Here is a 20,872-nt window from a genome sequence, read left to right as displayed (position 1 = left end):
GGACTGTTCGTGATCAAGCGCTTCATCATCGCCTTCATTCTGCTCGTGCTGGTGTGCGGCGGCATCGTCGGCTTCAACCTGTTTCGCGACAATGCGATCAAACAGTTCTTCGCCACCATGAAGCCGCCGGCCACGACCGTGTCGACAGTCATTGTCAAACCGATGTCCTGGACGCCCGGCATCGAGGCGATCGGCACTGTCAGTGCCGTACGCGGCGTCGACCTGACGGTCGAAACTGCTGGCATCGTCAAGGACATCCTGTTCCATGCCAATCAGAAGGTCGCCGCCAACGCCGTCCTGCTGCAGCTTGACGATGCCGTCGAGCGAGCCGACCTCGTCGCGTCGAAGGCGCAAGCCACCTCCGACCAGACGACGCTGATGCGCGCTCTCGAGCTGCAGAAGCGCGGGGTCGGCACCGATGCTACGCTCGACACGGCGCAGGCAGCAGCATCGGTCTCCGCCGCGCAGGTAAACAAGCTGCAAGCGGTGCTCGACCAAAAGCAGTTGACCGCCCCCTTCAAGGGTACTGTCGGTATTCCGAAAATCGACCTTGGCCAGTATCTCACACCCGGCACCGCCGTAGTGACCTTGCAGGACATGGATACGATGCGTGTCGATTTCACCGTGCCGGAGCAGCAGCTTCCGCAGCTGAAGATCGGACAGAGGGTGCGGTTGGGCGTCGGCGGCGGCGACATGCCGTTCACCGGCAGCATCCGCGGCATCGATCCGAAGATCGACCCGACCAGCCGGCTGGTGACGGTAAGGGCGGAGGTCGGCAATCCCGAAGGCAAGCTGACGCCGGGCCAGTTCGTCCAGGTGCGCGTCGAACTGCCCGAGGAGAACGACGTGCTGGCGCTGCCGCAGACGGCGCTGACCTCCAGCCTGTACGGCGACTTCGTCTTCGTGGTGCGCCCGGCCAAATCCGCCGAAGCCAACGGCGCGGCTCCCGAGGCAAAGCCGGAAGAGAAGCCGGCTGCAGATGCTGCCAAGCCGGCGGCCGAAGCACCCGTGGCAAAACCCGACGAAAAGCCGGCTGCTACCCCAGCCAAACCGGCAGCGGAAGCCAAGCCGGCAGCGGAAGAACAGAAACCGCAGCTCGTGCTCGCCCAGGTGTTCGTCAAGCCAGGCCGCCACAACGCCGGCCTGGTCGAGATCCTGGAAGGCATCCAGCCCGGCGACGAAGTCGTTACGGCCGGCCAGAACCGGCTCTCCAACGGCATGTCCGTTGCCGTCGACAACACGATCGATCCGAGCAAGCCGGGGAACCAGCAGGCAGCCCAGCAATGAGCTTTTCCGATCTCTTCATCCGCCGCCCGGTTCTCTCGACCGTGCTTGCCTGCATGATCCTGCTTCTGGGTTTTCAGGGCATCTTCAACCTTTCGATTCGGCAGTATCCAGAGGTTGAAGAAACGGCCATCACCATCACCACGGCCTATCCCGGCGCCAGCGCCGACCTGATCCAGGGGTTCATTTCCGCGCCGATCGCGCGTGCCGTCGCTTCGACCGAAAACATCGATTATGTCACGTCGTCGAGCCGGCCGTCCTCCAGCACCGTGACGGTGCAGATGAAGCTCGGCTCCGACCCCGACGTCGCGCTGAACGAAGTCTTGTCGAAGGTTCAGAGTGTTCGCGGCGATCTGCCGGACGAAACCAAAGACCCGGTGATCGTCAAGGGCACCGGCCAGCAGTTCGCGATGATGTACATCTCGATGCAGAATCCGAACATGACACCGGAACAGCTCACCGAATATATCGAGCGTGTCGTGCGGCCGCGTATCTCGACGGTCGAAGGTGTCGCCGACGTGCAGATTTTCGGCGCCGCCGAATATTCGATGCGTGTCTGGATCGACCCGATCAAACTGGCGGCGCGCGGCGTGACGGCGGCGGAAGTGCTGACCGCCATCAACGAATCGAATTTCCTCTCGGCGCCCGGCGATACCGAAAACGAATATGTGGCTTCCTCGATCACGGTTCGCTCGACCCTGCAGACGCCGGAGGCTTTCGCTGCCCTTCCGCTCCGCTCGAAAGACGGCAATGTGGTGAGGCTGCGCGATGTGGCCCGCGTCGAGCTCGCCGCGGCGAGCACCGACACCAGGGTCACGTTCAACGGCAAGCCCGGCATCTTTCTCGCCATCTTTCCGACGCCGGCCGCCAATCCACTGACCACCGCGGCGGCGATCCACAAGATTGTGCCGACGATCCAGGAGACGCTGCCGCTCGGCATGACGATCGAGATCGTCTACGACTCGACCGAGCAGATCAGCGCGTCGATCGAGGAGGTGTTCAAGACCATCGGCGAGGCGGTCGCCATCGTCATCGTCGTCATCCTGCTCTTCCTCGGCTCGTTCCGCTCGGTGCTGATGCCGATCGTGACCATTCCGCTGTCGCTGATCGGCGTCTGTTTCCTGCTGTTTTCTTTGGGTTATTCGATCAACCTTTTATCGTTGCTGGCCATGGTGCTGGCGATCGGACTGGTTGTTGACGATGCCATCGTGGTGGTGGAAAACATCCACCGCCACATGGAGGAAGACGGCTTGTCGCCGATGCAGGCGGCCTTCAACGGCATGCGGGAGATCTCGTCCGCCGTCGTCGCCATGACGATAACGCTGGCCGCGGTGTTCGCGCCGCTGGCCTTCACCGGCGGCCTGACAGGCGCACTGTTTCGCGAATTCGCGGTGACGCTTGCCGGCTCGGTGGTGCTTTCGGGTGTCGTCGCCCTAACCGTCACGCCGATGATGTCGGCACGCATCCTGAGGGCCGGGTCGCACAGCCGCTTCCAGCGCATTGTCGACAACACGTTCGGGCGCGTCGAACACGTCTACGAGCGGCTGGTCAGCGGCTCGCTGAAATATCGCCCGGTGACGCTGATGATCGTCATCGCACTGGTCGCCACGACCGGCTTCATGTTCACAAAGACCGCGAGCGAACTGGCGCCGGAAGAAGACCAGGGCTTCTTGCTGTCTATTGTGAACGCGCCGCGTTACGCGACGTCGGACTACACCGAGACCTATGTGAACCAGATTCTCGGGCTGGTGAATGATATCCCCGAAACCAGGGCACGGTTCTCCGCCGTCGCGTTCCAAGGCCCGACCAACAGCGCTTTCGTCGGCTTTGCGTTCAAGGACTGGGCCGAGCGCGCGCGCAGCTCGAAGGAACTTCAGGAAGACATCACTGCCCGCCTTGCCAAGGTGGCAGGCGTCGAGGCTTTCGTCTTCGCACCACCGACGCTGCCCGGCTCCGGCGGCGGCCTGCCAATCACGATGGTGGTGCGCTCGACCGGGGAGGCCTCCCAGGTGTACGAGGCCGCCGAGAATATCAAGAACAAGGCGCAGGCCTCCGGCCGCTTCCTCGCCGTGCAGAATTCCATGTCCTACGATGCGCCGCAAGTGACAGTGACGATCGACCGCGACCGCGCCGCGGCACTCAACCTGCCGATCGCCGAAATCGGCCGGACGCTGACCCTCTTGGTCGGTGGCGCCGAGGTGGCGCAATTCGACCGCGAATCCAACAGCTACGACATCATCCCGCAGGTGCCGCAGCAATTCCGCGACAATCCCGAAAAACTTGGGGAGTATTTCGTGCGCAGCGTCTCGGGTGAGATGGTGCCGCTCTCTGCGGTGGTGAAGATCTCGACCAACGCGTCGCCGGCGGCGATCGAGCAATTCAACCAGTTGAATTCCGCAACGATTTCCGCCTTGCCGCTGCCTGGCGTCACCACCGGCGACGGTTTGAAAGCTATCGAGGATATCGCCAAGGAGAGCCTGCCGGACACTTTCTTCATCGACTATACCGGTCAATCGCGGCAGGAGAAGGAACAGGGCTACACGATCATCATCGCCTTCGCGGCGGCAGTGCTCGTCATCTACCTGGTGCTGGCGGCGCAGTTCGAAAGCTTCCGCGATCCGTTGATCATCATGATGGCGGTGCCACTCTCGATCTTCGGCGCGATCGTGCCGCTTAATATCGGGCTCGGCACGCTCAATATCTACACCCAGGTTGGCCTCATCACGCTGATCGGCCTCATCACCAAGCACGGCATCCTCCTGGTCGAGTTCGCCAACCAGCAGCGTGAAATGCACGGCATGCGGCGGCGCGATGCGATCATCGCGTCGGCCAGGGTGCGGCTGCGGCCGATCCTGATGACGACGGCGGCGATGGCGCTCGGCGTGGTGCCGCTGATCATCTCCAGCGGCGCGGGTGCCGCGGCACGCTATTCGATGGGCTTGGTGATCTTCACCGGCATCCTGGTCGGAACCATGTTCACGCTGTTTGTGGTGCCGATGTTCTACACCTTTATCGCCAGCAAGGACCTGCCGCATCACGCTGAAAAGCCGGATCCGAAGCTGATGCCGGTGATGCCGGATTAGATTGTACTAACCCAGATTAGATTGTACTAACATTGTACAATAAAAAGGCCGGATTTCCGACCTTTTTGAGCGACACAAGAGCAGCATCGCTCACTTGACGATGACGATGCTGGTGTTGGCCGGGCCGAAGACCTCGACGAGCTGGTAGAAATCGGCGGCGTTGTCCGGATGCAGACGCACGCAGCCATGCGAGGCCGGCTGGCCGAGGCGCTTGATGGCGCTTGTCGCATGTACGGCGTAGCCGCCGTTGAAGAACACCGAATGCGGCATCGGGGCGTTGTCGTATTTCTTCGAATACCAAATTTCATGCATGCGGGTCGGCTTGAACGAACCGGTCGGTGTGACGTGCGTCCTGTCGCCCGTCGAAACCTTCCAGGCGAATGTCGGCCGGCCGTCGACCAGAATTTCCATGGTCTGCTGAGATAGCGACACACGCGCGACGATCTTGTTGGCGGCGGCGTGGGCTGCGCCGTTGCCGGCACTGACAAGCAAGGCAGTACCGGTGATGACGGCGGCGGCGATGTTGATGAGCTTGGCGGAAATGGCAGTGTACATGATGTCTCCCCTATTCTGCCGGTCGGGACCGGCCCAATTGATGACCGGCTTATCGGGGCGTCATGTTTCAAGCCGATTTCGCAAGATGCTCGTTTGTGTTTCGATTCTGTTTCCCCTGGTTAACAGAAAAGGTCCGTGCAAAGCAGCTTGCAGTTGCATGACGTCGTCATGACGGGTGGCGTGTTTGCCTAGGCGGATCGGCCAAACCGCGGCGCCAATACGCGATTGCCTTTCGTTTGATGGGAATTCACCTGACTCCGAAACCGAGCTGCAACAAAGCGCAGCGTCGGCGGCATGATCCGGATACAGCGAACAGGCAAAGTTGACCTAACGAAAACAGCGGGCAACGAACGATCGGAAGCCAACACTGTTTTCGCTACGGCCTGGATTGATCTGGACACTTTCCAGCCTGCGCGTCGACCGGCTCAAGCCCCTCTGGCGGGGGCGGCTTAGGGCCGTTGAGGATGCGCGGCGCCTCCGGCAACTTGCAGCCGAGAGGACCGAAGGCCCGCGCCGCAACGGGGGGCTCCGCTGGCGGCGCGGGCGCTTCGGGGTTCCCCTGAAGTGCCCGTAAATTCCAATTTTGAGGAACGAACAGGATGAAAACGAAATTCGCCGCTTCCGTGCTTTCCGCCCTGCTTTACGTCCAGGGCCTGCTCGGCATTGCCGGCCTCGCCACCGTGCTGCTGAAGGAACGTGCCCATGCCGGCGAGGTCAGTACGACCGGTGACATGCCGTCCGGCCCGTCGCTTCTCGTGGTGCGCTGAAGAGCATCGGACCCTAAAGTGGAAACCGGTTTTGGGAAAACCCGATGCTCAAGACAAAGGGTGGCTGTCCTGCCTTCAATCGGCGAATTGCGTCGGCGGATCGAACCGGTAACCGGCACCCCGTATGGTGGTGATGGTTTCGGTATCGAGCTTGCGGCGCAGCCGCACGATGCGCGAATCGATCGACCGATCGAACGCTTCGGCATTTTCGGCGGGCGCGGCGGCGATGATGTCGTCCCGCGTCAGCACCTTGCGCGGGCTGGCCAGGAACAGCCTGAGCAGCGCCACCTGCCCGGGGGACAGCTGTTCTTCGGTTCCCGAGCGGTGCATGACAATGGCCGATCGGAGATCGACGGTCGCGTTCTCCAGCACGATCAGTTCCCCGGCGCTCCTGCCGCGCCGAGCCAGAAGGCCGCCGACGCGAGCCGCAAGCTCCCTGACATTGAGCGGGGTTTCGACGACGTCGGCGGCGCCGAGTTCGAGCGCCAGAACCTTGTCGACCAGATCGGCCGGGCGGCAGATCAGGATGAAATCCGGGCCACCTTCGCCGCCATGTCGCCTGAGCAGGTCTCGCCCCTCCGCCTGGCTGACGCTGTCGCCGACAACCACGACATCGATACCCTTTTCCGAAAGCAGCGATTCGGCTTCCCACGGCTGTCGCGCCGCACGGACGTCATGACCGCGCCGCTCGAGATGATCGGCGAGATCGGTGGCAATTACTTCAGCGACGGAAACAAGCGCGATAACGGATCGTGCAGCCATGTTTTTCTACCCCGCATACGGCAACCCAAGAAGAGTGCTGGACATCATGTTTATACCCAATCTACTTTCCACTGAAAGCGGGAGCGAAAGCATCGTGCGTGCACGAATTGTCATTGTCGAGGACGAGCCCGACCTGAGGGACGCGGTCGCCGAGTATCTGGGCGCCAGCGGCTATGATGTGGCCACGGCCGAAAGTGCGGCGGCGGCGCGCGACCTCTTGGAAGTGCAGTCCTTCCATCTGGCCATTCTCGACATCGCCATGCCGGGCGAGGACGGCCTGTCGCTCGGGCGCTGGATGCGGTCGAAAATGCCGATCGGCATCATCTATGCGACGGCCGCCGGCACTGCGCTCGACCGCATCGTCGGACTGGAGCTCGGCGCTGACGACTACATCGTAAAGCCTTACGAATTGCGCGAAGTGCTGGCCAGGGTGCGCAGCGTGCTGCGTCGCGTTCCGGAGCCGACCGAGCCACAAAAGGCCAAGGCTGAAACATCCGGCGGCCGCCGGTCCGTGAGCTTCGGACCCTTTCACGCCGATCTCGACGGCAGGCTCGTCACCGGCGCCAACGGCGCGGTCATTGACATGGCCAAGAGCGAGTTCGACGTGCTGGAGGTGTTCCTGACGCGCGCCAACCGGCTGTTGACGCGGGCGGCGATCTCCGAGGCGATCGGTTTCGTCGAGGATCCGGAATCGTCCCGCGCCGTCGACATCCGCATCATGCGGCTGAGAAAGAAGATCGAGGCGGATCCGGCCAATCCGAAATTCCTGCGCACGGTGCGCGGCGAAGGCTATATCTTCTCGCTGCCAGTCGGTGAAAATAACTAAGGCGGCGGCTTGAGGAAGCCGCGGCCAGGAAATGACGGCTGATCATGACGGCTGATACAACACGCGTGGACGTGCAGGGCGCCAGGCAGGGCGCGGCGATGGTGGCCGTGCATGTGGTTCGCCGGCTGCGCGAAGCCGGTGACTGGCAGCGCGAGATGGAGGGTATCCTCCAAACGCTTTGCGAAGCCATGGATTGTCACCGCGGCATCCTGTTTCGCCTGCGCGAACTGCCCGGCCAGGGCTTCGCCCAGTCGGTCGCCGCTTATTGGATCGCCCCCCGGTTTGGCGGCGAGCTGGCGTCACCGACCGTCATCATGCAGTCGGTCGTCGATTCGGACCCATTGCTGGAACGGCTGGCGGAGGACGAGCGTCAAGGCAAGATTTTCGCCGGGCACACACGCGATCTCGAAGGCTTTCTGCGGACCGATTTCGAAAAGCAGAACATCAAGTCGTTCCTGTCGGTGTCGGTCTTTTCGCACGGCAATTTGTGGGGCACGCTGGCGGTCAACGACTGCATCCACGAACGCGAATGGACCGACCAGGAAGAGGCGGCGCTGCACATGGTGGCACTCGCCATCGGCGATGCCATCGAACGGTCGCCCTCCGACGCGCATGCCAGCGACGTCATTCGCCGCACCATGCTGCAGGCCTCGCTCGACGCTATCATCGTCATCGACGAGACCGGCTCGATCATCGAATTCAATCCGGCCGCCGAGAAGATGTTCGGCTATCGGCGCAGCGATATCCTCGGCAAGGACCTGCTCGACACGGTCGTGCCGGAATATTATCGCAAGGGCTATGCGTCGGGCGCCGAATACATGTCGGGCCGCGGCGCGCCCATGGTCGGCCAACGGCTCGAAACGGTCACCCAGAATGCCGCCGGCGAGGTTTTTCCGATCGAGCTGACGGCAACCGAGATGCGGGTCGCCGATCGCCAGCTGATCTTCGGCTCGATCCGCGACCTGCGCGACAAGTTGCGGGCTGAGGAGGAAATCAACCGCCAGCGCGAAAAACTGCACCAGAACGAGAAGATGGCGGCAATGGGGTCGCTGCTCGCCGGCGTTTCGCACGAGCTCAACAATCCGCTGGCCGTGGTTGTCGCCCAGTCGACGCTGCTGCACGAATTCGCCGCCGATCCGCAGACCAAGGTGCGCGCCGAAAAGGTGCGCGCCGCTGCCGAGCGCTGCGGCCGTATCGTCAAGAGCTTCCTGTCGATGGTCCGCCTGCACCCGGCTGCACAGGCAGAAACCGACCTCAACCAGGTGATCCGCGCCGCACTCGAAGTGACCGCCTATGGCGCACGGTCGAGCGGCATCATCATCGACACCGATTTCGCCAGCGGCCCGCTGCTGGCCATGGCAGATGCCGACCACGTGACGCAGGTAGCCGCCAACTTCCTCATCAACAGCCAGCATGCCTTGGCCGGCGTTGCCGGCGACCGCCGGATCAAGGTCCGGACGTTTCGCAGCGACCGCGGCAATCCCGGATTCTCGGTCGAGGACAACGGACCAGGCGTGCCGGAAGCGATACGTTCACGCATATTCGAATCCTATTTCACCACCAAGCCGGTCGGTGTCGGTACCGGCATCGGTCTGTCAATCTCGAAATCGATCATCGAGCGGCACAATGGCAATATCTGGTTCGAGGAGGTTTCGCCGAGAGGTGTGCGTTTTGTCGTGCAGCTGCCGGCGATCGCGGCCGGCGCGGCCGCCGCCGGCGAAGCTCCGTCGCGGTCGAGCGGCTTGCGTCACGCGCTGATCATAGACGATGAGCCGGATGTCGCCGCGTCGCTGTCCGACATTCTGGAGTTGATGGGTATCAAGTCGCGGATCGTGCCGGCCTGGGTCTCGGCCGCCGCGACGCTGAGTGGCCATGTCCCGCCGGACATCGTGTTTTCCGATTTGCGCATGCCCGGCACCAGCGGCATAGCCGCCTATCGCGAGCTACTCGGCGAATTGCCGGGTCTGGCGCGGCGCTTCGTGCTTGTCACCGGCGATCTGATCGGCGCGAAAGGCGAGATCGAGGCGCTGCCGGCGCCGCAACGGCCGCCAATCCTCGAAAAACCGTTCAGCACGCTGGATGTGCGCGGCGTGCTCTCGGCCATTGCCGAGCAGGCCGCTCTGGGCGGCTAGACTCCGCCATCTCTCCCGGAAGAAAAAGGCTCCCGGCCGACATTGCGGCGGGAGCCTGACTGGAGTGCTGGAGGGCGCTCGCAAAAATCAAAAAACGTTCGGCGTATCGGCCAGCGGGGCGGCGTTGGCGATCATGCGGACCGGCCGTGCCTTGCCCGACTGGGCGGCGATGACGCGCAGGCAGTCCAGGCTCTCGGCGCCCCAGGCCTGCCCCTTGCAGGCGAAATCGATCTCCGAAATCGGCAGGCGCGCCGTCTTGGTGGTGGTCGTCGCGCCATCGATGAGGTTGGCCGGCGGGTTCAGTGAGGCGAAGGCCGGACCGACGGTCGGCGTCAACGCCATGCCGGCAAATGCGGCGGACGCCAGCAGCATGAACATCGCCATTGGATGATCACTGGCGCGCTGGCGCAGCGCCAGCTTCGGGCGCCGGTCGTTACGTTGGGGACCCTGCTGGCGAAGGTCGGTATTGGTGACCTGGATTTTCGTACGCATCGTCGTTTCCTTCGGTCTTCTTCTTTTCTCTGTTGAAACGAACCTAATCGCACCTTGTAACCGGCCAACGATGATGGATTAACGATTGTGTAACCGGCATGAAACCAAGCCCGCGGCCATTCCTGGGCAAACCGATCAGGCGTAGCTGGCAGCACCGGTGGCATTCTCGTTTTCAGCTACCCACGGCACCAGATCCACGTCGCCTTTCCAGGCTCACGGAGCGTCGGGGTTCAACAAGTGTAAGGGGATTAACGTCCGGAATTCCCGGGATTTTCCTGGCTTCGATCGTTCGGACTCGGCTCTCAAATCCCGCTCGATTTCCCGTCAAAAATTCGCCCCATTTTCGCAAGCCATTGCATTTCAACGGGAAATATGCTTTTATTGAACGAGCATTCAATAAATAAAGAGCCTTTATGAACCCCCATCTGCGTGACGTGGCAATTCCCAACGATTGGGATCGGCGGGGGCTGCCGGGCTGGAGCTATCATTCCGACGCCTTGCTCGAACTCGAGAAAGAGCACGTCTTCCGCAATCATTGGCAGATCGCCGGCCATGTCTGCGACGTGCCGAACGCCGGCGACTATATGACGATGGATGTGGTCGGCGAGCGGGCGCTGATCGTGCGCGGCAAGGATGGCGTTGTACGCGCCTTCAACAATATGTGCCGCCACCGCGGCAGTCGCGTTGTCGCCGACAGCCAGGGCACTTGCAAGAACGCGCTGGTCTGCCCTTTCCATGGCTGGGTCTACAATCTCGACGGCACACTGCGCGGTGCTGCCCGCCCGCGTTCCTTCCCCGACCTCAACAAGACCGAATTCGGCCTGATGCCGCTCGAGCTCGAAATCTGGATGGGCTTCATCTTCATCCGCTTCCGCAAGGGTGGGCCGCAGCCATCCGTGGCCGAGCTGTTGAAGCCGATCGAAGCCGAGATTGCTCATTACGGCGTGGTCGAGATGGTGCCGTCCCGGGGCATCTGGACCCAAAACACGCCGGTCAACTGGAAGTCGGTGCGCGACGTCGACAATGAAGGCTACCACGTCGCCATGGCACATCCGGCGCTGCAGGATCTTTACGGTGCAACCTATTTCGACGAGCCGTTCGTCAACGGCGTGTCGCGCTCGTTCGCCACTTACAATCCGCATGCCGGACGGCGCTGGAGCGTCGCGCAATATATCAAGCTCGCACCCGAGGCGAAGCACCTGCCGGAGCACCTGCGCAAGGCCTGGATCTACTACGGCATCTTCCCGAACAACGTGCTGTCGATCATGCCGGAATCGGTGCAGTTCTATCAGGAATTCCCGCTGTCGACGGGTGAGACGCTGCTGCGCGGCGCCATCTACCGCTATCGCGACGAGACCAGGCAACAGGCGGCTGCGCGCTACCTATCCCACCGCATCGATCGCGACACGCTGGCCGAGGACGTGCAGCTTTCGATATGGTCCAACGAATCCATGCTGTCCGAAGCCTTCGGAGGTTTTTACCTCTCCGATCTCGAATATGGCGTGCGCACCCACCACGACCATTTGCGTAAGCAAATTCCCGTGCTCGGATTGGAGACCGCGCCCGAGGAGAAGGATATGTGGGCACTCAACGAGGCGCTCAGATCACGCTCCTGACGCCCTGGTCCTCAGGCCCAAATGGCGACCGGAATGCCTAAACGATCGGCGAGCGGCGGATCCGGAAACGGCATTGCCTCGCCTCTGACGATGCGTCCGGCAACCACCATCATTGCCGCGGCGTCGAGGAAATCGTCGGCAGCCGCGCCGCGCGGCGGCGTCTGGTCGAGAAAATCCTGGCTATAACCATGCTGGGCAAGCAGCGCCTGGCGTTCGGCCATGCCGGCCGGATTGATGTTGCCCCTGATTTTCTTGGGCAGGCGCATAGCGCGGTCGCCGTTCAGTTTGCAGAACGCCACTTCCGGATGCGATTCGAAGACGCGGCTGCGCAGTTCGGGCCGCGCGATCAGCAGCGAATCGATCTCGCGGATCTTGGCGAAGATGCCGAAGGCCTGGATCGAGACGCCGCGCGGCGGATCGGATGTCGTCCTGGCCACCTCGCTTGCCTTGCGATGTGCGGCGTACCAGGCATCGACCGTGGTGAAGGCTTCGATCTCGGCGTAGAGCGCGGCGCGGGAGGGGATGGCAAAGACACTGGACTGCCGGGCCCCGAGCAGCGGCCGCACCAGCGCCTCCGGGCCGCGACCGCCTCTTTGCGAGAAATCGGGCAGGCCGATCGGCATGTCGACCGCCACGATCGCCTTGACGGGCAGTCGGTCGAGCAACGCCGCGAAGCTTGAGAAAACGGCTGTAGACGGTGCCGCACCGGGATCGCGGCGGACGGCTATCCAACCAGCCTTGCAACCGTCGACGCCGACAAGCACAACGTCCTCGGGCACAACGTCCTCGGGCACAACGTCCTCGGGCGCAACGTTCTCGGGCGCAACATGGTCGGGCGCAACATCCTCGAGCGCATCGTCCTGCGGCACGGCGTTTTCGGCCTGCGTCACGCCCGGCGGTCCCGTTCCGGATGCAGGAGATGGCGAAGCTGCACCATCGCCATTGGGTGCGACAGGGTCTGGGCATCGGTCTCGAGCTGCAACTCGTCGCCGCCGCGCTTGGCGGTGCGCGCCAGGATCTCGTAGACCGCCGCGGTGGTCGATTGCAGAGCCTTGGCGGCCGGCTGGCCGGACAGGATCCGCGCCAGGTAGACGGCAGCCGTCAGGTCGCCGAGCCCATTCGGCGGCTTTTCGATGAGCCGGTGTTCGGCAAGCAGCGCCTCCCTGCCTGTGAGCAGCAAATTGCCGGTGCCGCCGGCCATCATCGCCGGCGCCGATGTGACCAGCATGGCCGGTGGGCCGGCTTGCAGGGCCGCAGCCATTGCCGATTTCAGGTCTGGCAGCGGCGCTCCGGCCATCCATTCCAGCTCATAGCGGTTGGGCGTGGCGATATCGGCGATCGGCATCAGCCGGTCGCGCATGGCGATAGCGGTCGGCTCAGGTACGTAGAGGCCGCCCGAATCGCCCATCACCGGGTCGCAGATATAGAGGGCTTCCGGTGTCTTCGCCTTGACCGCGCCGACCAGCGAAGCAACGGCGTCGGCCTGGCCAGCCTCGCCGAGATAGCCGGACAGCACGGCGCCGACCTCGCCCAGCCACGGCGCGCGCTCGAGGTCGGTCATCAGCGCCTTGAACTGGTCCATCGGCGGCACGATGCGGGTGGCCCGGCCATGGCCCGGATGCCAGGGCAGGATGACGGTCGGCACCGCCCAAACCGGAAAGCCGAGCGTCTCCAGCGCAAAGACGGCGGCACGGTTGCCGACCGAGCCACGTGCGACATGGCTGGAGACGACGATGACCGCGCGCGGCGCGTCGGTTTTTTCGGCACTCATTGATTTTTCCTAACTGCCCCTGGTGACGAAAAGCACGAGCCAGATCAACAGGCCGATGGCAATAAGCAAGCCCGCTGCCCGACCGATGCGGGTGCCCCAATATTCGATCGGATCCGACCGGTCGGCATCGGCCGCGGTGACGCGGTCGCGCGCACCTCTGGCTGTTCGCGCGAGGAACGAGGTGCCGCCCGGGTCGGTCTCGCGCGCCACCCGCTCCATGATGCGGCGCGATTCCGCGTCGCTGCCGTGGCGTTTCGCCATGGTGATACCCCGTTTCATGCCGAGCTTAACCCGTTCGCCTTGTCTGTCACAGGGCCTGACGGTGAATGGCAGAAACCAGTAACACTTCTCGGCCGAAGTCATTTTCTTACGCAAGGATTGTGCTAATGCTTCGCCTGCCAATGCTATCGAGGGGACCTTATCATGCTTGCCCAGCGCCTTTGTTCACCGCCAATCTTCCGTAATTTAGCTGCGTTCCTGGTCATGGCCGTCATGCTGCCGCTGCTTGCGGGCTGCGGCTACAACACCATCCCGACAGCTGAGGAAAACGCCAAGGCAGCATGGAGCGAGGTGTTAAATCAATACCAGCGCCGCGCCGATCTCATCCCCAATCTTGTCAACACGGTCAAGGGATACGCCGCGCACGAGAAGGATACGCTCGACGCCGTGGTCGAAGCGCGCGCCAAGGCGACGCAGGTGACCGTGACGCCGGAAACGCTGAACAATCCGGAAGCCTTCAAGAAATTCCAGGACAGCCAGGCCGGCTTGACCAGCGCGCTGTCGCGCCTGCTGGCGGTGGTGGAGAACTACCCCGATCTCAAGGCCAACCAGAACTTTCTGGCGCTGCAAGCACAACTCGAAGGCACCGAGAACCGCATCACGGTCGCTCGCCGCGACTATATCCAGGCAGTGAGAGAGTACAATCTGACGCTGAGGACCTTCCCGTCGGTGATCTGGGCGACCTTGTGGTTTCGCGGCAACCAGCCGTTTGCGAATTTCACCATCGAGGAGGATAAGATGCAGCCGCCGAAGGTCGATTTCGGCACCAACACCACGCAAGGCGGGTGAACGGCGCCTGTTGAGCCTGGGCCTGTTGGCCTTGTATTCCTTCGCGCCCCCCTCTGTCCTGCCGGACATCTCCCCACAGCGGGGGGTGGGAAGAAACGCCGCCCTGATTTTTCTTGGCTTCGTTCTAACCTTTCTCCTGCTCCCTCTCATCGTTCTCGCCGCCGAATTGCCGGCGCTGACCGGACGGGTCGTCGACAATGCCGGCATCATCGATGCCGCAACCGAGGCGGCGCTGACGCAGAAGCTTGCCGATTTCGAGACCAAGGGTTCGGACCAGATCGTGGTCGCGACCATCCCCAGCCTCGACGGTGAGGAGATCGAGCCTTACGCCAACCGGCTGTTCCGCGCCTGGAAACTCGGCCAGGCGAAGGAGAACAACGGCGTCCTGCTTCTGGTGGCGCCGAACGACCGCAAGATGCGCATCGAGGTCGGCTATGGGCTGGAAGGCACGCTGACCGACCTGCACACCAAGCTGATCATCGAAAACGACATGGTGCCGGCCTTCCGTGCCGGCGATTTCTCTGGCGGCATCAGCAAGGCCGTCGACGACATGATCATGGTGCTGGAGGGCAATCCCGAAGAGCTGGAAGCGCGCGGTAAACGCAACCAGCAGGCGCCGTTCAACAGCGACGATCTGTTCTTCACGATCTTCATAGCCATCTGGGCAATCATCTTTTTCGGTGGCCTCGCAGCCTCCATCCTGCCGCCGATCTTCGGCCAGAAGATCGGTCCCGGCCGCTATCGCTGGCTGGGCATGACCTTCGAGCCAAACCGGCGGTCATCCGGCGGCTGGTCGGGAGGTTCCGGCGGGGGATGGTCGTCGGGTTCAAGCGGTGGCGGGTTTTCCGGCGGCGGCGGTTCGTCCGGTGGCGGCGGCTCCTCGGGAAGTTGGTGACGAGATGACAAGACACGCCATCAGCCCGGTGGAATTCGGCCGTTTCATCAAAACGATCGGCACCGCGCTTATGGGCATGGCGGTGCTGCTGGTCGGCTTCGCGGCCATTGCCGCCGAATTGCCGGCGCTGACCGGACGAGTCGTCGACAATGCCGGCATCATCGATGCCGCAACCGAGGCGGCGCTGACGCAGAAGCTTGCCGATTTCGAGACCAAAGGTTCGGACCAGATCGTCGTCGCGACCATCCCCAGCCTCGACGGCGAGGAGATCGAGCCTTACGCCAACCGGCTGTTCCGCGCCTGGAAACTGGGCCAGGCGAAGGAGAACAACGGCGTCCTGCTTCTGGTGGCGCCGAACGACCGCAAGATGCGCATCGAGGTCGGCTATGGGCTGGAAGGCACGCTGACCGACCTGCACACCAAGCTGATCATCGAAAACGACATGGTGCCGGCCTTCCGTGCCGGCGATTTCTCTGGCGGCATCAGCAAGGCCGTCAATGACATGATCATGGTGCTGGAAGGCAATCCCGAAGAGCTGGAAGCGCGCGGCAAGCGCAATCCGGCGAATGACAATCCTGTCGATCCCATCTTCGTTCTGTTCATCGTCCTGTGGGCGACGATGTTCTTCGGCGGCCTGGCAATGGCATTCCTGCCGCCGATCTTCGGCACGAAGCTGTCGCCGGGCGTGTACAAGTGGCTGGGCATGACGTTCCGCTACGGCCGTGGGCCAGCTTCGTCATCCTCCGGTGGCGCTGGCTGGACGTCGGGGACCTCGTCCGGCAGTGGCTGGTCGTCTGGAAGTTCCGGCAGCGGTTGGTCGTCCGGAAGTTCGGGTGGTGGGTTTTCAGGTGGCGGCGGTTCGTCCGGCGGCGGCGGTTCTTCAGGAAGCTGGTGAGACATCAATCATGGCAACACGACCGATCAGCCCCGAAGATCATGAGCGGATCGCCGATGCGATCCGCGCTGCCGAAGCAAAGACCGACGGCGAGATCTACTGCGTCGTGGCGCATGCCAGCGACGGCTATTTTTTCCCGGCCGCTTTCATGGCGATGCTAGGCATGCTCATCGTCAGCCTCGCCGTCGGTTACGGGCTGGAAGCCTGGTGGCTGTCGATCCGCTTGCCGCATTTCGTCATCGCCGAGCTGCTGGCGCTTGCCAGTGTGCTCATTCTGTTGTGGGCATTGCCCGCATTGCGCATCCATTTGGTGCCGAGGCGTCTGCGCTACCAAGCCGCCCACGCCAATGCGATGAAGCAGTTTCTCGCCCGCAACGTCCACCGCACCACGGCGCGCACGGGCGTGCTGGTGTTCGTCTCGATCGCCGAGCGCTATGCCGAGGTGGTCGCCGACAGCGGCATCGATTCTCGTGTCGGCCAGCATGTCTGGGACGGTGTCGTCCGCGACCTTACGGCGCATGCCGGCGACGATCGGCTTGCCGACGGGTTCGTCAAGGCGATCGAAGCGGTCGGTGCGGTACTGGCCGAGCATTTTCCGGTCTCGACCGGCGACAGCAACGAACTGGACGACCATCTGGTCGAGATTTGATCTCGCTAAAAGCGGTTTTCCAGCGTCTCAAGGACGCACTGTTCGGCTGTGTGAAAGCATCGCGGCGGCCGACCGGACTCTTGCAATCGGGCGCGGCGGGTTTATGGTTAACCAATCATGAATACGCTGAGCATCGACATCAGGAAAGCCGAACCACGCGATGCAGCCGCCATTGCCGACGTGCATCTCGAGGCCTGGCGCGGCGCCTATTCGGGCATCATCCCGCACCGTACACTGACATCGATGATCAACCGCCGCGGTGCCGATTGGTGGGCAAATGCCATTCGCCGGGCCGCCACCGTCTTGGTCGTCGAAATCGGCGGCAAAATTGCCGGATACGCGACGATCGGCAAGAACCGAGCACGTGAGCTCAGGCAGCAGGGCGAGATCTACGAGCTTTACTTGCGGCCGGAGTATCAAGGCATCGGGCTCGGCAGCCGGCTGTTCGCAGCCGCACGGGCACGGCTGGCCGACCATGGCCTGAAAGGCATGGTGGTTTGGGCGCTGGAAGACAATCAGAACGCACTTGCCTTCTATGCCGGCGCCGGCGGCCGCGATGTGGCCGAGGGCGTCGAGATCTTCGAGCAGAAGGCGCTGAAGAAGGTCGCTTTCGTCTGGGAATGACGGCCAGCGCATGATCCGGCCGGTTTCGGTTCGGACGATCCCCCCCAGTACCATTCGCCGCATTGCACCATTCGCCATCGGCCGCTATCGATCTTCAATCGAGAGAGGGATAAAGCGATGCGGATCGAAGCGATTGCCAGCGGAAAGAACCCGCCCGAGGACGTCAACGTCATTATCGAGGTGCCGATCGGCGGCGAGCCGATCAAATACGAGATGGACAAAGAGGCCGGCACGCTGTTCGTCGACCGCTTCCTTCACACTTCGATGCGCTATCCCGGCAATTACGGTTTCGTACCACACACGCTATCGGGCGACGGCGACCCGATCGACGTGCTGGTCTGCAACACGCGCGCGCTGGTGCCAGGCTGCGTCATCAATGTGCGGCCGATCGGCGTGCTGGTGATGGAGGACAATGCCGGCCAGGACGAGAAGGTCATCGCGGTGCCTTCGCCCAAGCTGACCTTACGCTACGAGGACGTCCACGAATACACGCAATTGCCTGACATTACCCGCCAGCAAGTGCAGCATTTCTTCGAGCACTACAAGGATCTCGAACCCGGCAAATGGGTTAAGATCGAAGGCTGGTACGATGCGGCCTATGCCAAGAAGATGATCGTCGAGGCAATCGAGCGGGCCAAGCGCAAATAATTATCGGGCGCAAATAATCAGTTGTCGACGCGGCCGAAAGCGGGCGCGTCGCCGATCACTACGCGCTTGTCCTTGCCGCAGGCGAAGGTGCGTGCCTTCTCGTCGGCAAGCTTGCGCGCCTGATCGTTGGCGGCGGGATTGCCGGTGGCGAGCACAAGGCCGATCGTGCAGCCTTCGTGGGCGTCAGGCTGGGCAACCTTGGCGACGATCAACACTTCCGTCGACTTGTTCTCGCCCTCGGTATCGCTGATCGAGCGACGATGAATGACGGCGAACGGAATGGTAGTTTTGCCGTTGGTTTCGATCCGCCACTCGACTTTAGGTCCAGCCGAGTTGAGGCCGGAAAAGCTTTCCCAGACCGTGGTCATATCGCCGGGTGGAAAGCCGTAGAACAGCGATTCCCGCGCGTCGTCGTAGGAAACCATCACCGGGTAGCCGCCATAACCCGAACAGGCGAGGTCGGCCCAGTCGCCGTCGCCTTCCTCCGCCTGGGCATAAGTCACGCAGTCCTTCTCCCAGACGAGATCGGTATAGACGCTGGATATGTCGCCAGCCCGGGCGGCGTTGCAGAAGCCGGCGAAGGCAAGCGGGATCAAAAGAGCGCGCATGGCGGACAACTCCGTTCGGGCTGCCGCAGCGTACCGTCAAATCTAGCAGCAGCCTAGACGAACTCAGGCTGCTCACAGTGATCTGGTAAACGGAACGCTATTTCTTCAAGCTTGCCTCGATCAGAAGGTCGGCGTTGCGGGCGACCGACTGCGCCGGCCCGCCGACACCGAACAGCTGGCCGCTGATATAGGCGCCCTCGATCAGGAGCAGCAGCCCGTCGCCTAGCGTGTCGGCGTCGCCGGCGCCCATCTCTGCCGCCATGGCACGCAGGCGCCGGCGCAATTCCCGCTTGTTGGCTTCGCTCACGACGCGGGCTGGATGGCCATGTTCGGGATATTCGACCGCGGCATTGGTCATGCCGCAGCCGCGATAATCGGGCCTTTGCGTACGCTTGCCGACACGCGTCAGGAAGGCGAGGATCTGCGCGCGCGGATCGCCGGGATGGGCATTCACCGCCTCGTCGAAGCGCTCCCAAAATTCGAGGTCATAGTGCCGGAGATAGGATGCGGCCAACTCATCCTTGGACGGAAAGCTGCGGTAGAGGCTGGGCTTGGTGACGCCGGCACGCCGCACGATCTCGTCGACGCCGATCGCCCTGATGCCTTGCCGGTAAAACAGGTCGCGCGCCACCTGGAGAATCCGTTCGGCGGCGCGAGGCGGCGGTGCGTCATTCGCCTTGATCGTTGGTTCAATGCTTTTCATGTCTGGTGTACCGATTAGCTGGTTGACAATGTTACCGGTCGGTACGTATGTTTCGCGCTCCTGCAACGTACCGGTCAGTAACATGATAGCTCAATCCCGCCCGTTTGGCCAGCGCTACGCTTTCGTCGTGGTCGCCGTCATCTTCCTTTGCCTGCTGATCGCAGCGGGCCTGCGTTCGGCGCCGGCAGTCATGATGCTGCCGCTGGAGAACAGTTTCGGCTGGCGGCGCGACGTCGTCTCACTGGCCGCTGCCACTGGCATCTTCCTCTATGGCCTGACCGGGCCGTTTGCCGCGGCGCTGATGGAGCGGATCGGGCTGCGCCGCACCTTGCTTGCCGCGCTGCTTTTGATGTCGGGATCGACCGCGCTCAGCCTGTTGATGACCAAGCCGTGGCATCTGCTCCTCACCTGGGGCGTGTTTTCCGGCGTCAGCTCGGGCGCCGTCGCCACCGTGCTCGGCGCAACCATCGTCAACCGCTGGTTCAAGACCAATCGCGGCCTGGTGATGGGACTGATGTCGGCGTCCAGCGCCACCGGGCTGCTGGTCTTCCTGCCGTTGCTCGCCTCGCTCGCCCAGTCAGGCGGCTGGAAGCCGGTCGCCATCGCCATTGCCGTGGCCACCGCCTGCCTGGTGCCGCTGGTCTATATGCTGGTGCCGGAGCGCCCGGCCTCGATCGGCATGGTCCGCTATGGCGCCGATGCCAACGACGTGCCGCCGGCGCCGCCGGCCGCGCAAGGCAATTTCCTTTCGCATACGCTGAGCACGCTGCGCCGCGCCGCCGGTACACGTGTGTTCTGGTACCTGTTCGCCACTTTCTTCGTCTGCGGCTTCACCACCAACGGGCTGGTCGGCACGCACCTGATCGCCTTTTGCGGCGACATGGGCATAGGCGAAGTGCAAGCCGCCGGCCTGCTGTCGATGATGGGCATTTTCGACCTGATCGGCACGACGCTATCGGGCTGGCTCACCGACCGTTTCGATCCGCGCAAGCTGCTCGGCGTCTATTACGGCATCCGCGGCCTGTCGTTGATCTATCTGCCCTATTCCGGCTTTTCGGCAACCAGCCTGATCATCTTCGCCGTGTTTTACGGACTGGACTGGATCGCCACGGTGCCGCCGACGCTGAGGCTTTCCAACGAGGCGTTCGGCGACCGCAGCGGACCGATCGTCTTCGGTTGGATCGTCGCCGGCCATCAGGTTGGCGCCGCGACAGCGGCCTTCTTCGGCGGCACCATGCGCGAGCTGCAAGGCAATTACGAGCTTGCCTTCCTGATCGCCGGTATGACGGCAATAGCCGCCGCCTGCATCTCGCTGCTGATCAACACCAGCCGCCCGGCCTTCGAGCCGGAACCGCAGGCGGCTTGAGTTGCAACGGCTGAGCGCTAATCTTCCCCCTGTTTGGACCGGGGACATCGCGAACAGGTGTGCGAGGACATCGCGAACAGTTTGGCGCGCTTTGCGCTGGGGGGTTCGGGATGCCATTCGAGGACACG

At 62.8% G+C, this 20,872-nt stretch carries 21 protein-coding genes; 13 read left to right on the top strand and 8 right to left on the bottom strand.

Features of this window, described 5'->3' with window-relative positions; translation table 11 throughout:
- Nucleotides 1–9: 9 nt before the first annotated feature.
- Together NKJ84_RS27805 and NKJ84_RS27800 are read left to right on the top strand one after the other, a co-directional pair.
- On the top strand, nucleotides 10–1,287 hold the full coding sequence (locus NKJ84_RS27805; RefSeq protein WP_502900986.1) for an efflux RND transporter periplasmic adaptor subunit: 1,278 nt from the start codon (nucleotides 10–12) through the stop codon (nucleotides 1,285–1,287).
- The gene (locus tag NKJ84_RS27800; RefSeq protein WP_352509080.1) at nucleotides 1,284–4,367 is read left to right on the top strand and encodes an efflux RND transporter permease subunit; all 3,084 of its coding nucleotides are present in this window, start codon (nucleotides 1,284–1,286) and stop codon (nucleotides 4,365–4,367) included. Before NKJ84_RS27805 ends, NKJ84_RS27800 begins: the two co-directional genes overlap by 4 nt.
- A gap of 90 nt (nucleotides 4,368–4,457) precedes the next feature.
- Here the strand turns inward: NKJ84_RS27800 and NKJ84_RS27795 are convergent, their stop codons facing one another.
- Complete coding sequence (locus tag NKJ84_RS27795) at nucleotides 4,458–4,922, bottom strand: L,D-transpeptidase (protein ID WP_254817760.1); 465 nt, start codon at nucleotides 4,920–4,922, stop codon at nucleotides 4,458–4,460.
- Between the two features lie 599 nt (nucleotides 4,923–5,521).
- On the opposite strand from NKJ84_RS27795, the gene NKJ84_RS27790 reads away from it, so the two are divergent.
- Nucleotides 5,522–5,689, top strand: a complete 168-nt coding sequence (locus NKJ84_RS27790; RefSeq protein WP_254817759.1) for a hypothetical protein — start codon at nucleotides 5,522–5,524, stop codon at nucleotides 5,687–5,689.
- Between the two features lie 75 nt (nucleotides 5,690–5,764).
- On the opposite strand, the gene NKJ84_RS27785 is transcribed toward NKJ84_RS27790, so the two are convergent.
- The gene (locus NKJ84_RS27785; RefSeq protein WP_352509079.1) at nucleotides 5,765–6,451 is read right to left on the bottom strand and encodes a winged helix-turn-helix domain-containing protein; all 687 of its coding nucleotides are present in this window, start codon (nucleotides 6,449–6,451) and stop codon (nucleotides 5,765–5,767) included.
- 46 nt (nucleotides 6,452–6,497) lie between these two features.
- Between NKJ84_RS27785 and NKJ84_RS27780 the strand changes: the two genes are divergently transcribed.
- Nucleotides 6,498–7,277 carry a response regulator gene (locus NKJ84_RS27780; RefSeq protein WP_254817757.1) on the top strand — a complete coding sequence of 260 codons (780 nt, stop codon included), beginning with the start codon at nucleotides 6,498–6,500 and terminating at the stop codon, nucleotides 7,275–7,277.
- Nucleotides 7,278–7,321: 44 nt separating this feature from the next.
- A complete protein-coding gene (locus NKJ84_RS27775; RefSeq protein ID WP_352509078.1) occupies nucleotides 7,322–9,409 on the top strand; it encodes a PAS domain S-box protein in 2,088 nt (695 codons plus the stop codon).
- Nucleotides 9,410–9,496: 87 nt separating this feature from the next.
- Here the strand turns inward: NKJ84_RS27775 and NKJ84_RS27770 are convergent, their stop codons facing one another.
- Nucleotides 9,497–9,901, bottom strand: coding sequence for a hypothetical protein (locus NKJ84_RS27770; protein ID WP_254817755.1), 405 nt, complete (start codon nucleotides 9,899–9,901; stop codon nucleotides 9,497–9,499).
- Between the two features lie 413 nt (nucleotides 9,902–10,314).
- On the opposite strand from NKJ84_RS27770, the gene NKJ84_RS27765 reads away from it, so the two are divergent.
- Nucleotides 10,315–11,517, top strand: coding sequence for an aromatic ring-hydroxylating oxygenase subunit alpha (locus NKJ84_RS27765; RefSeq protein WP_352509077.1), 1,203 nt, complete (start codon nucleotides 10,315–10,317; stop codon nucleotides 11,515–11,517).
- A gap of 11 nt (nucleotides 11,518–11,528) precedes the next feature.
- Here the strand turns inward: NKJ84_RS27765 and NKJ84_RS27760 are convergent, their stop codons facing one another.
- The 3 genes from NKJ84_RS27760 to NKJ84_RS27750 form a co-directional block, all read right to left on the bottom strand.
- Nucleotides 11,529–12,296, bottom strand: coding sequence for a DUF429 domain-containing protein (locus tag NKJ84_RS27760; RefSeq protein ID WP_352509093.1), 768 nt, complete (start codon nucleotides 12,294–12,296; stop codon nucleotides 11,529–11,531).
- 107 nt (nucleotides 12,297–12,403) lie between these two features.
- Complete coding sequence (gene pdxY / locus NKJ84_RS27755; RefSeq protein WP_352509076.1) at nucleotides 12,404–13,288, bottom strand: pyridoxal kinase PdxY; 885 nt, start codon at nucleotides 13,286–13,288, stop codon at nucleotides 12,404–12,406.
- A gap of 9 nt (nucleotides 13,289–13,297) precedes the next feature.
- On the bottom strand, nucleotides 13,298–13,549 hold the full coding sequence (locus tag NKJ84_RS27750; RefSeq protein WP_352509075.1) for a hypothetical protein: 252 nt from the start codon (nucleotides 13,547–13,549) through the stop codon (nucleotides 13,298–13,300).
- 162 nt (nucleotides 13,550–13,711) lie between these two features.
- Here NKJ84_RS27750 and NKJ84_RS27745 point away from each other — a divergent pair, with 162 nt between their 5' ends.
- The 6 genes from NKJ84_RS27745 to ppa all read left to right on the top strand — a co-directional run bounded on the left by NKJ84_RS27745 (nucleotide 13,712) and on the right by ppa (nucleotide 18,067).
- Complete coding sequence (locus tag NKJ84_RS27745; protein WP_352509074.1) at nucleotides 13,712–14,356, top strand: LemA family protein; 645 nt, start codon at nucleotides 13,712–13,714, stop codon at nucleotides 14,354–14,356.
- 85 nt (nucleotides 14,357–14,441) lie between these two features.
- Entirely contained in the window at nucleotides 14,442–15,251 is an 810-nt protein-coding gene (locus NKJ84_RS27740; RefSeq protein WP_352509073.1) for a TPM domain-containing protein, read from the top strand.
- A gap of 70 nt (nucleotides 15,252–15,321) precedes the next feature.
- On the top strand, nucleotides 15,322–16,146 hold the full coding sequence (locus NKJ84_RS27735) for a TPM domain-containing protein (RefSeq protein ID WP_502896210.1): 825 nt from the start codon (nucleotides 15,322–15,324) through the stop codon (nucleotides 16,144–16,146).
- 10 nt (nucleotides 16,147–16,156) lie between these two features.
- Complete coding sequence (locus NKJ84_RS27730; protein WP_352509071.1) at nucleotides 16,157–16,795, top strand: TPM domain-containing protein; 639 nt, start codon at nucleotides 16,157–16,159, stop codon at nucleotides 16,793–16,795.
- A gap of 117 nt (nucleotides 16,796–16,912) precedes the next feature.
- The gene (locus NKJ84_RS27725; protein ID WP_254817749.1) at nucleotides 16,913–17,419 is read left to right on the top strand and encodes a GNAT family N-acetyltransferase; all 507 of its coding nucleotides are present in this window, start codon (nucleotides 16,913–16,915) and stop codon (nucleotides 17,417–17,419) included.
- Nucleotides 17,420–17,536: 117 nt separating this feature from the next.
- A complete protein-coding gene (gene ppa / locus NKJ84_RS27720) occupies nucleotides 17,537–18,067 on the top strand; it encodes an inorganic diphosphatase (protein WP_023721304.1) in 531 nt (176 codons plus the stop codon).
- A gap of 17 nt (nucleotides 18,068–18,084) precedes the next feature.
- On the opposite strand, the gene NKJ84_RS27715 is transcribed toward ppa, so the two are convergent.
- Both NKJ84_RS27715 and NKJ84_RS27710 read right to left on the bottom strand, forming a co-directional pair.
- Nucleotides 18,085–18,675 (bottom strand): hypothetical protein, encoded by a 591-nt coding sequence (locus NKJ84_RS27715; RefSeq protein ID WP_352509070.1) that lies wholly within the window; start codon nucleotides 18,673–18,675, stop codon nucleotides 18,085–18,087.
- A gap of 97 nt (nucleotides 18,676–18,772) precedes the next feature.
- Nucleotides 18,773–19,378, bottom strand: a complete 606-nt coding sequence (locus tag NKJ84_RS27710; RefSeq protein WP_352509069.1) for a TetR/AcrR family transcriptional regulator — start codon at nucleotides 19,376–19,378, stop codon at nucleotides 18,773–18,775.
- A gap of 82 nt (nucleotides 19,379–19,460) precedes the next feature.
- Between NKJ84_RS27710 and NKJ84_RS27705 the strand changes: the two genes are divergently transcribed.
- Complete coding sequence (locus NKJ84_RS27705) at nucleotides 19,461–20,744, top strand: MFS transporter (protein WP_352509068.1); 1,284 nt, start codon at nucleotides 19,461–19,463, stop codon at nucleotides 20,742–20,744.
- The last annotated feature ends 128 nt before the right edge of the window (nucleotides 20,745–20,872 follow it).

The sequence above is a fragment of the Mesorhizobium sp. M0048 genome, from assembly GCF_040323405.1.
Taxonomy (GTDB): Bacteria; Pseudomonadota; Alphaproteobacteria; order Rhizobiales; family Rhizobiaceae; genus Mesorhizobium.
The sequence above is the reverse complement of the archived record's forward strand: the minus strand, read 5'-3'. Positions and strand labels throughout refer to the sequence as shown.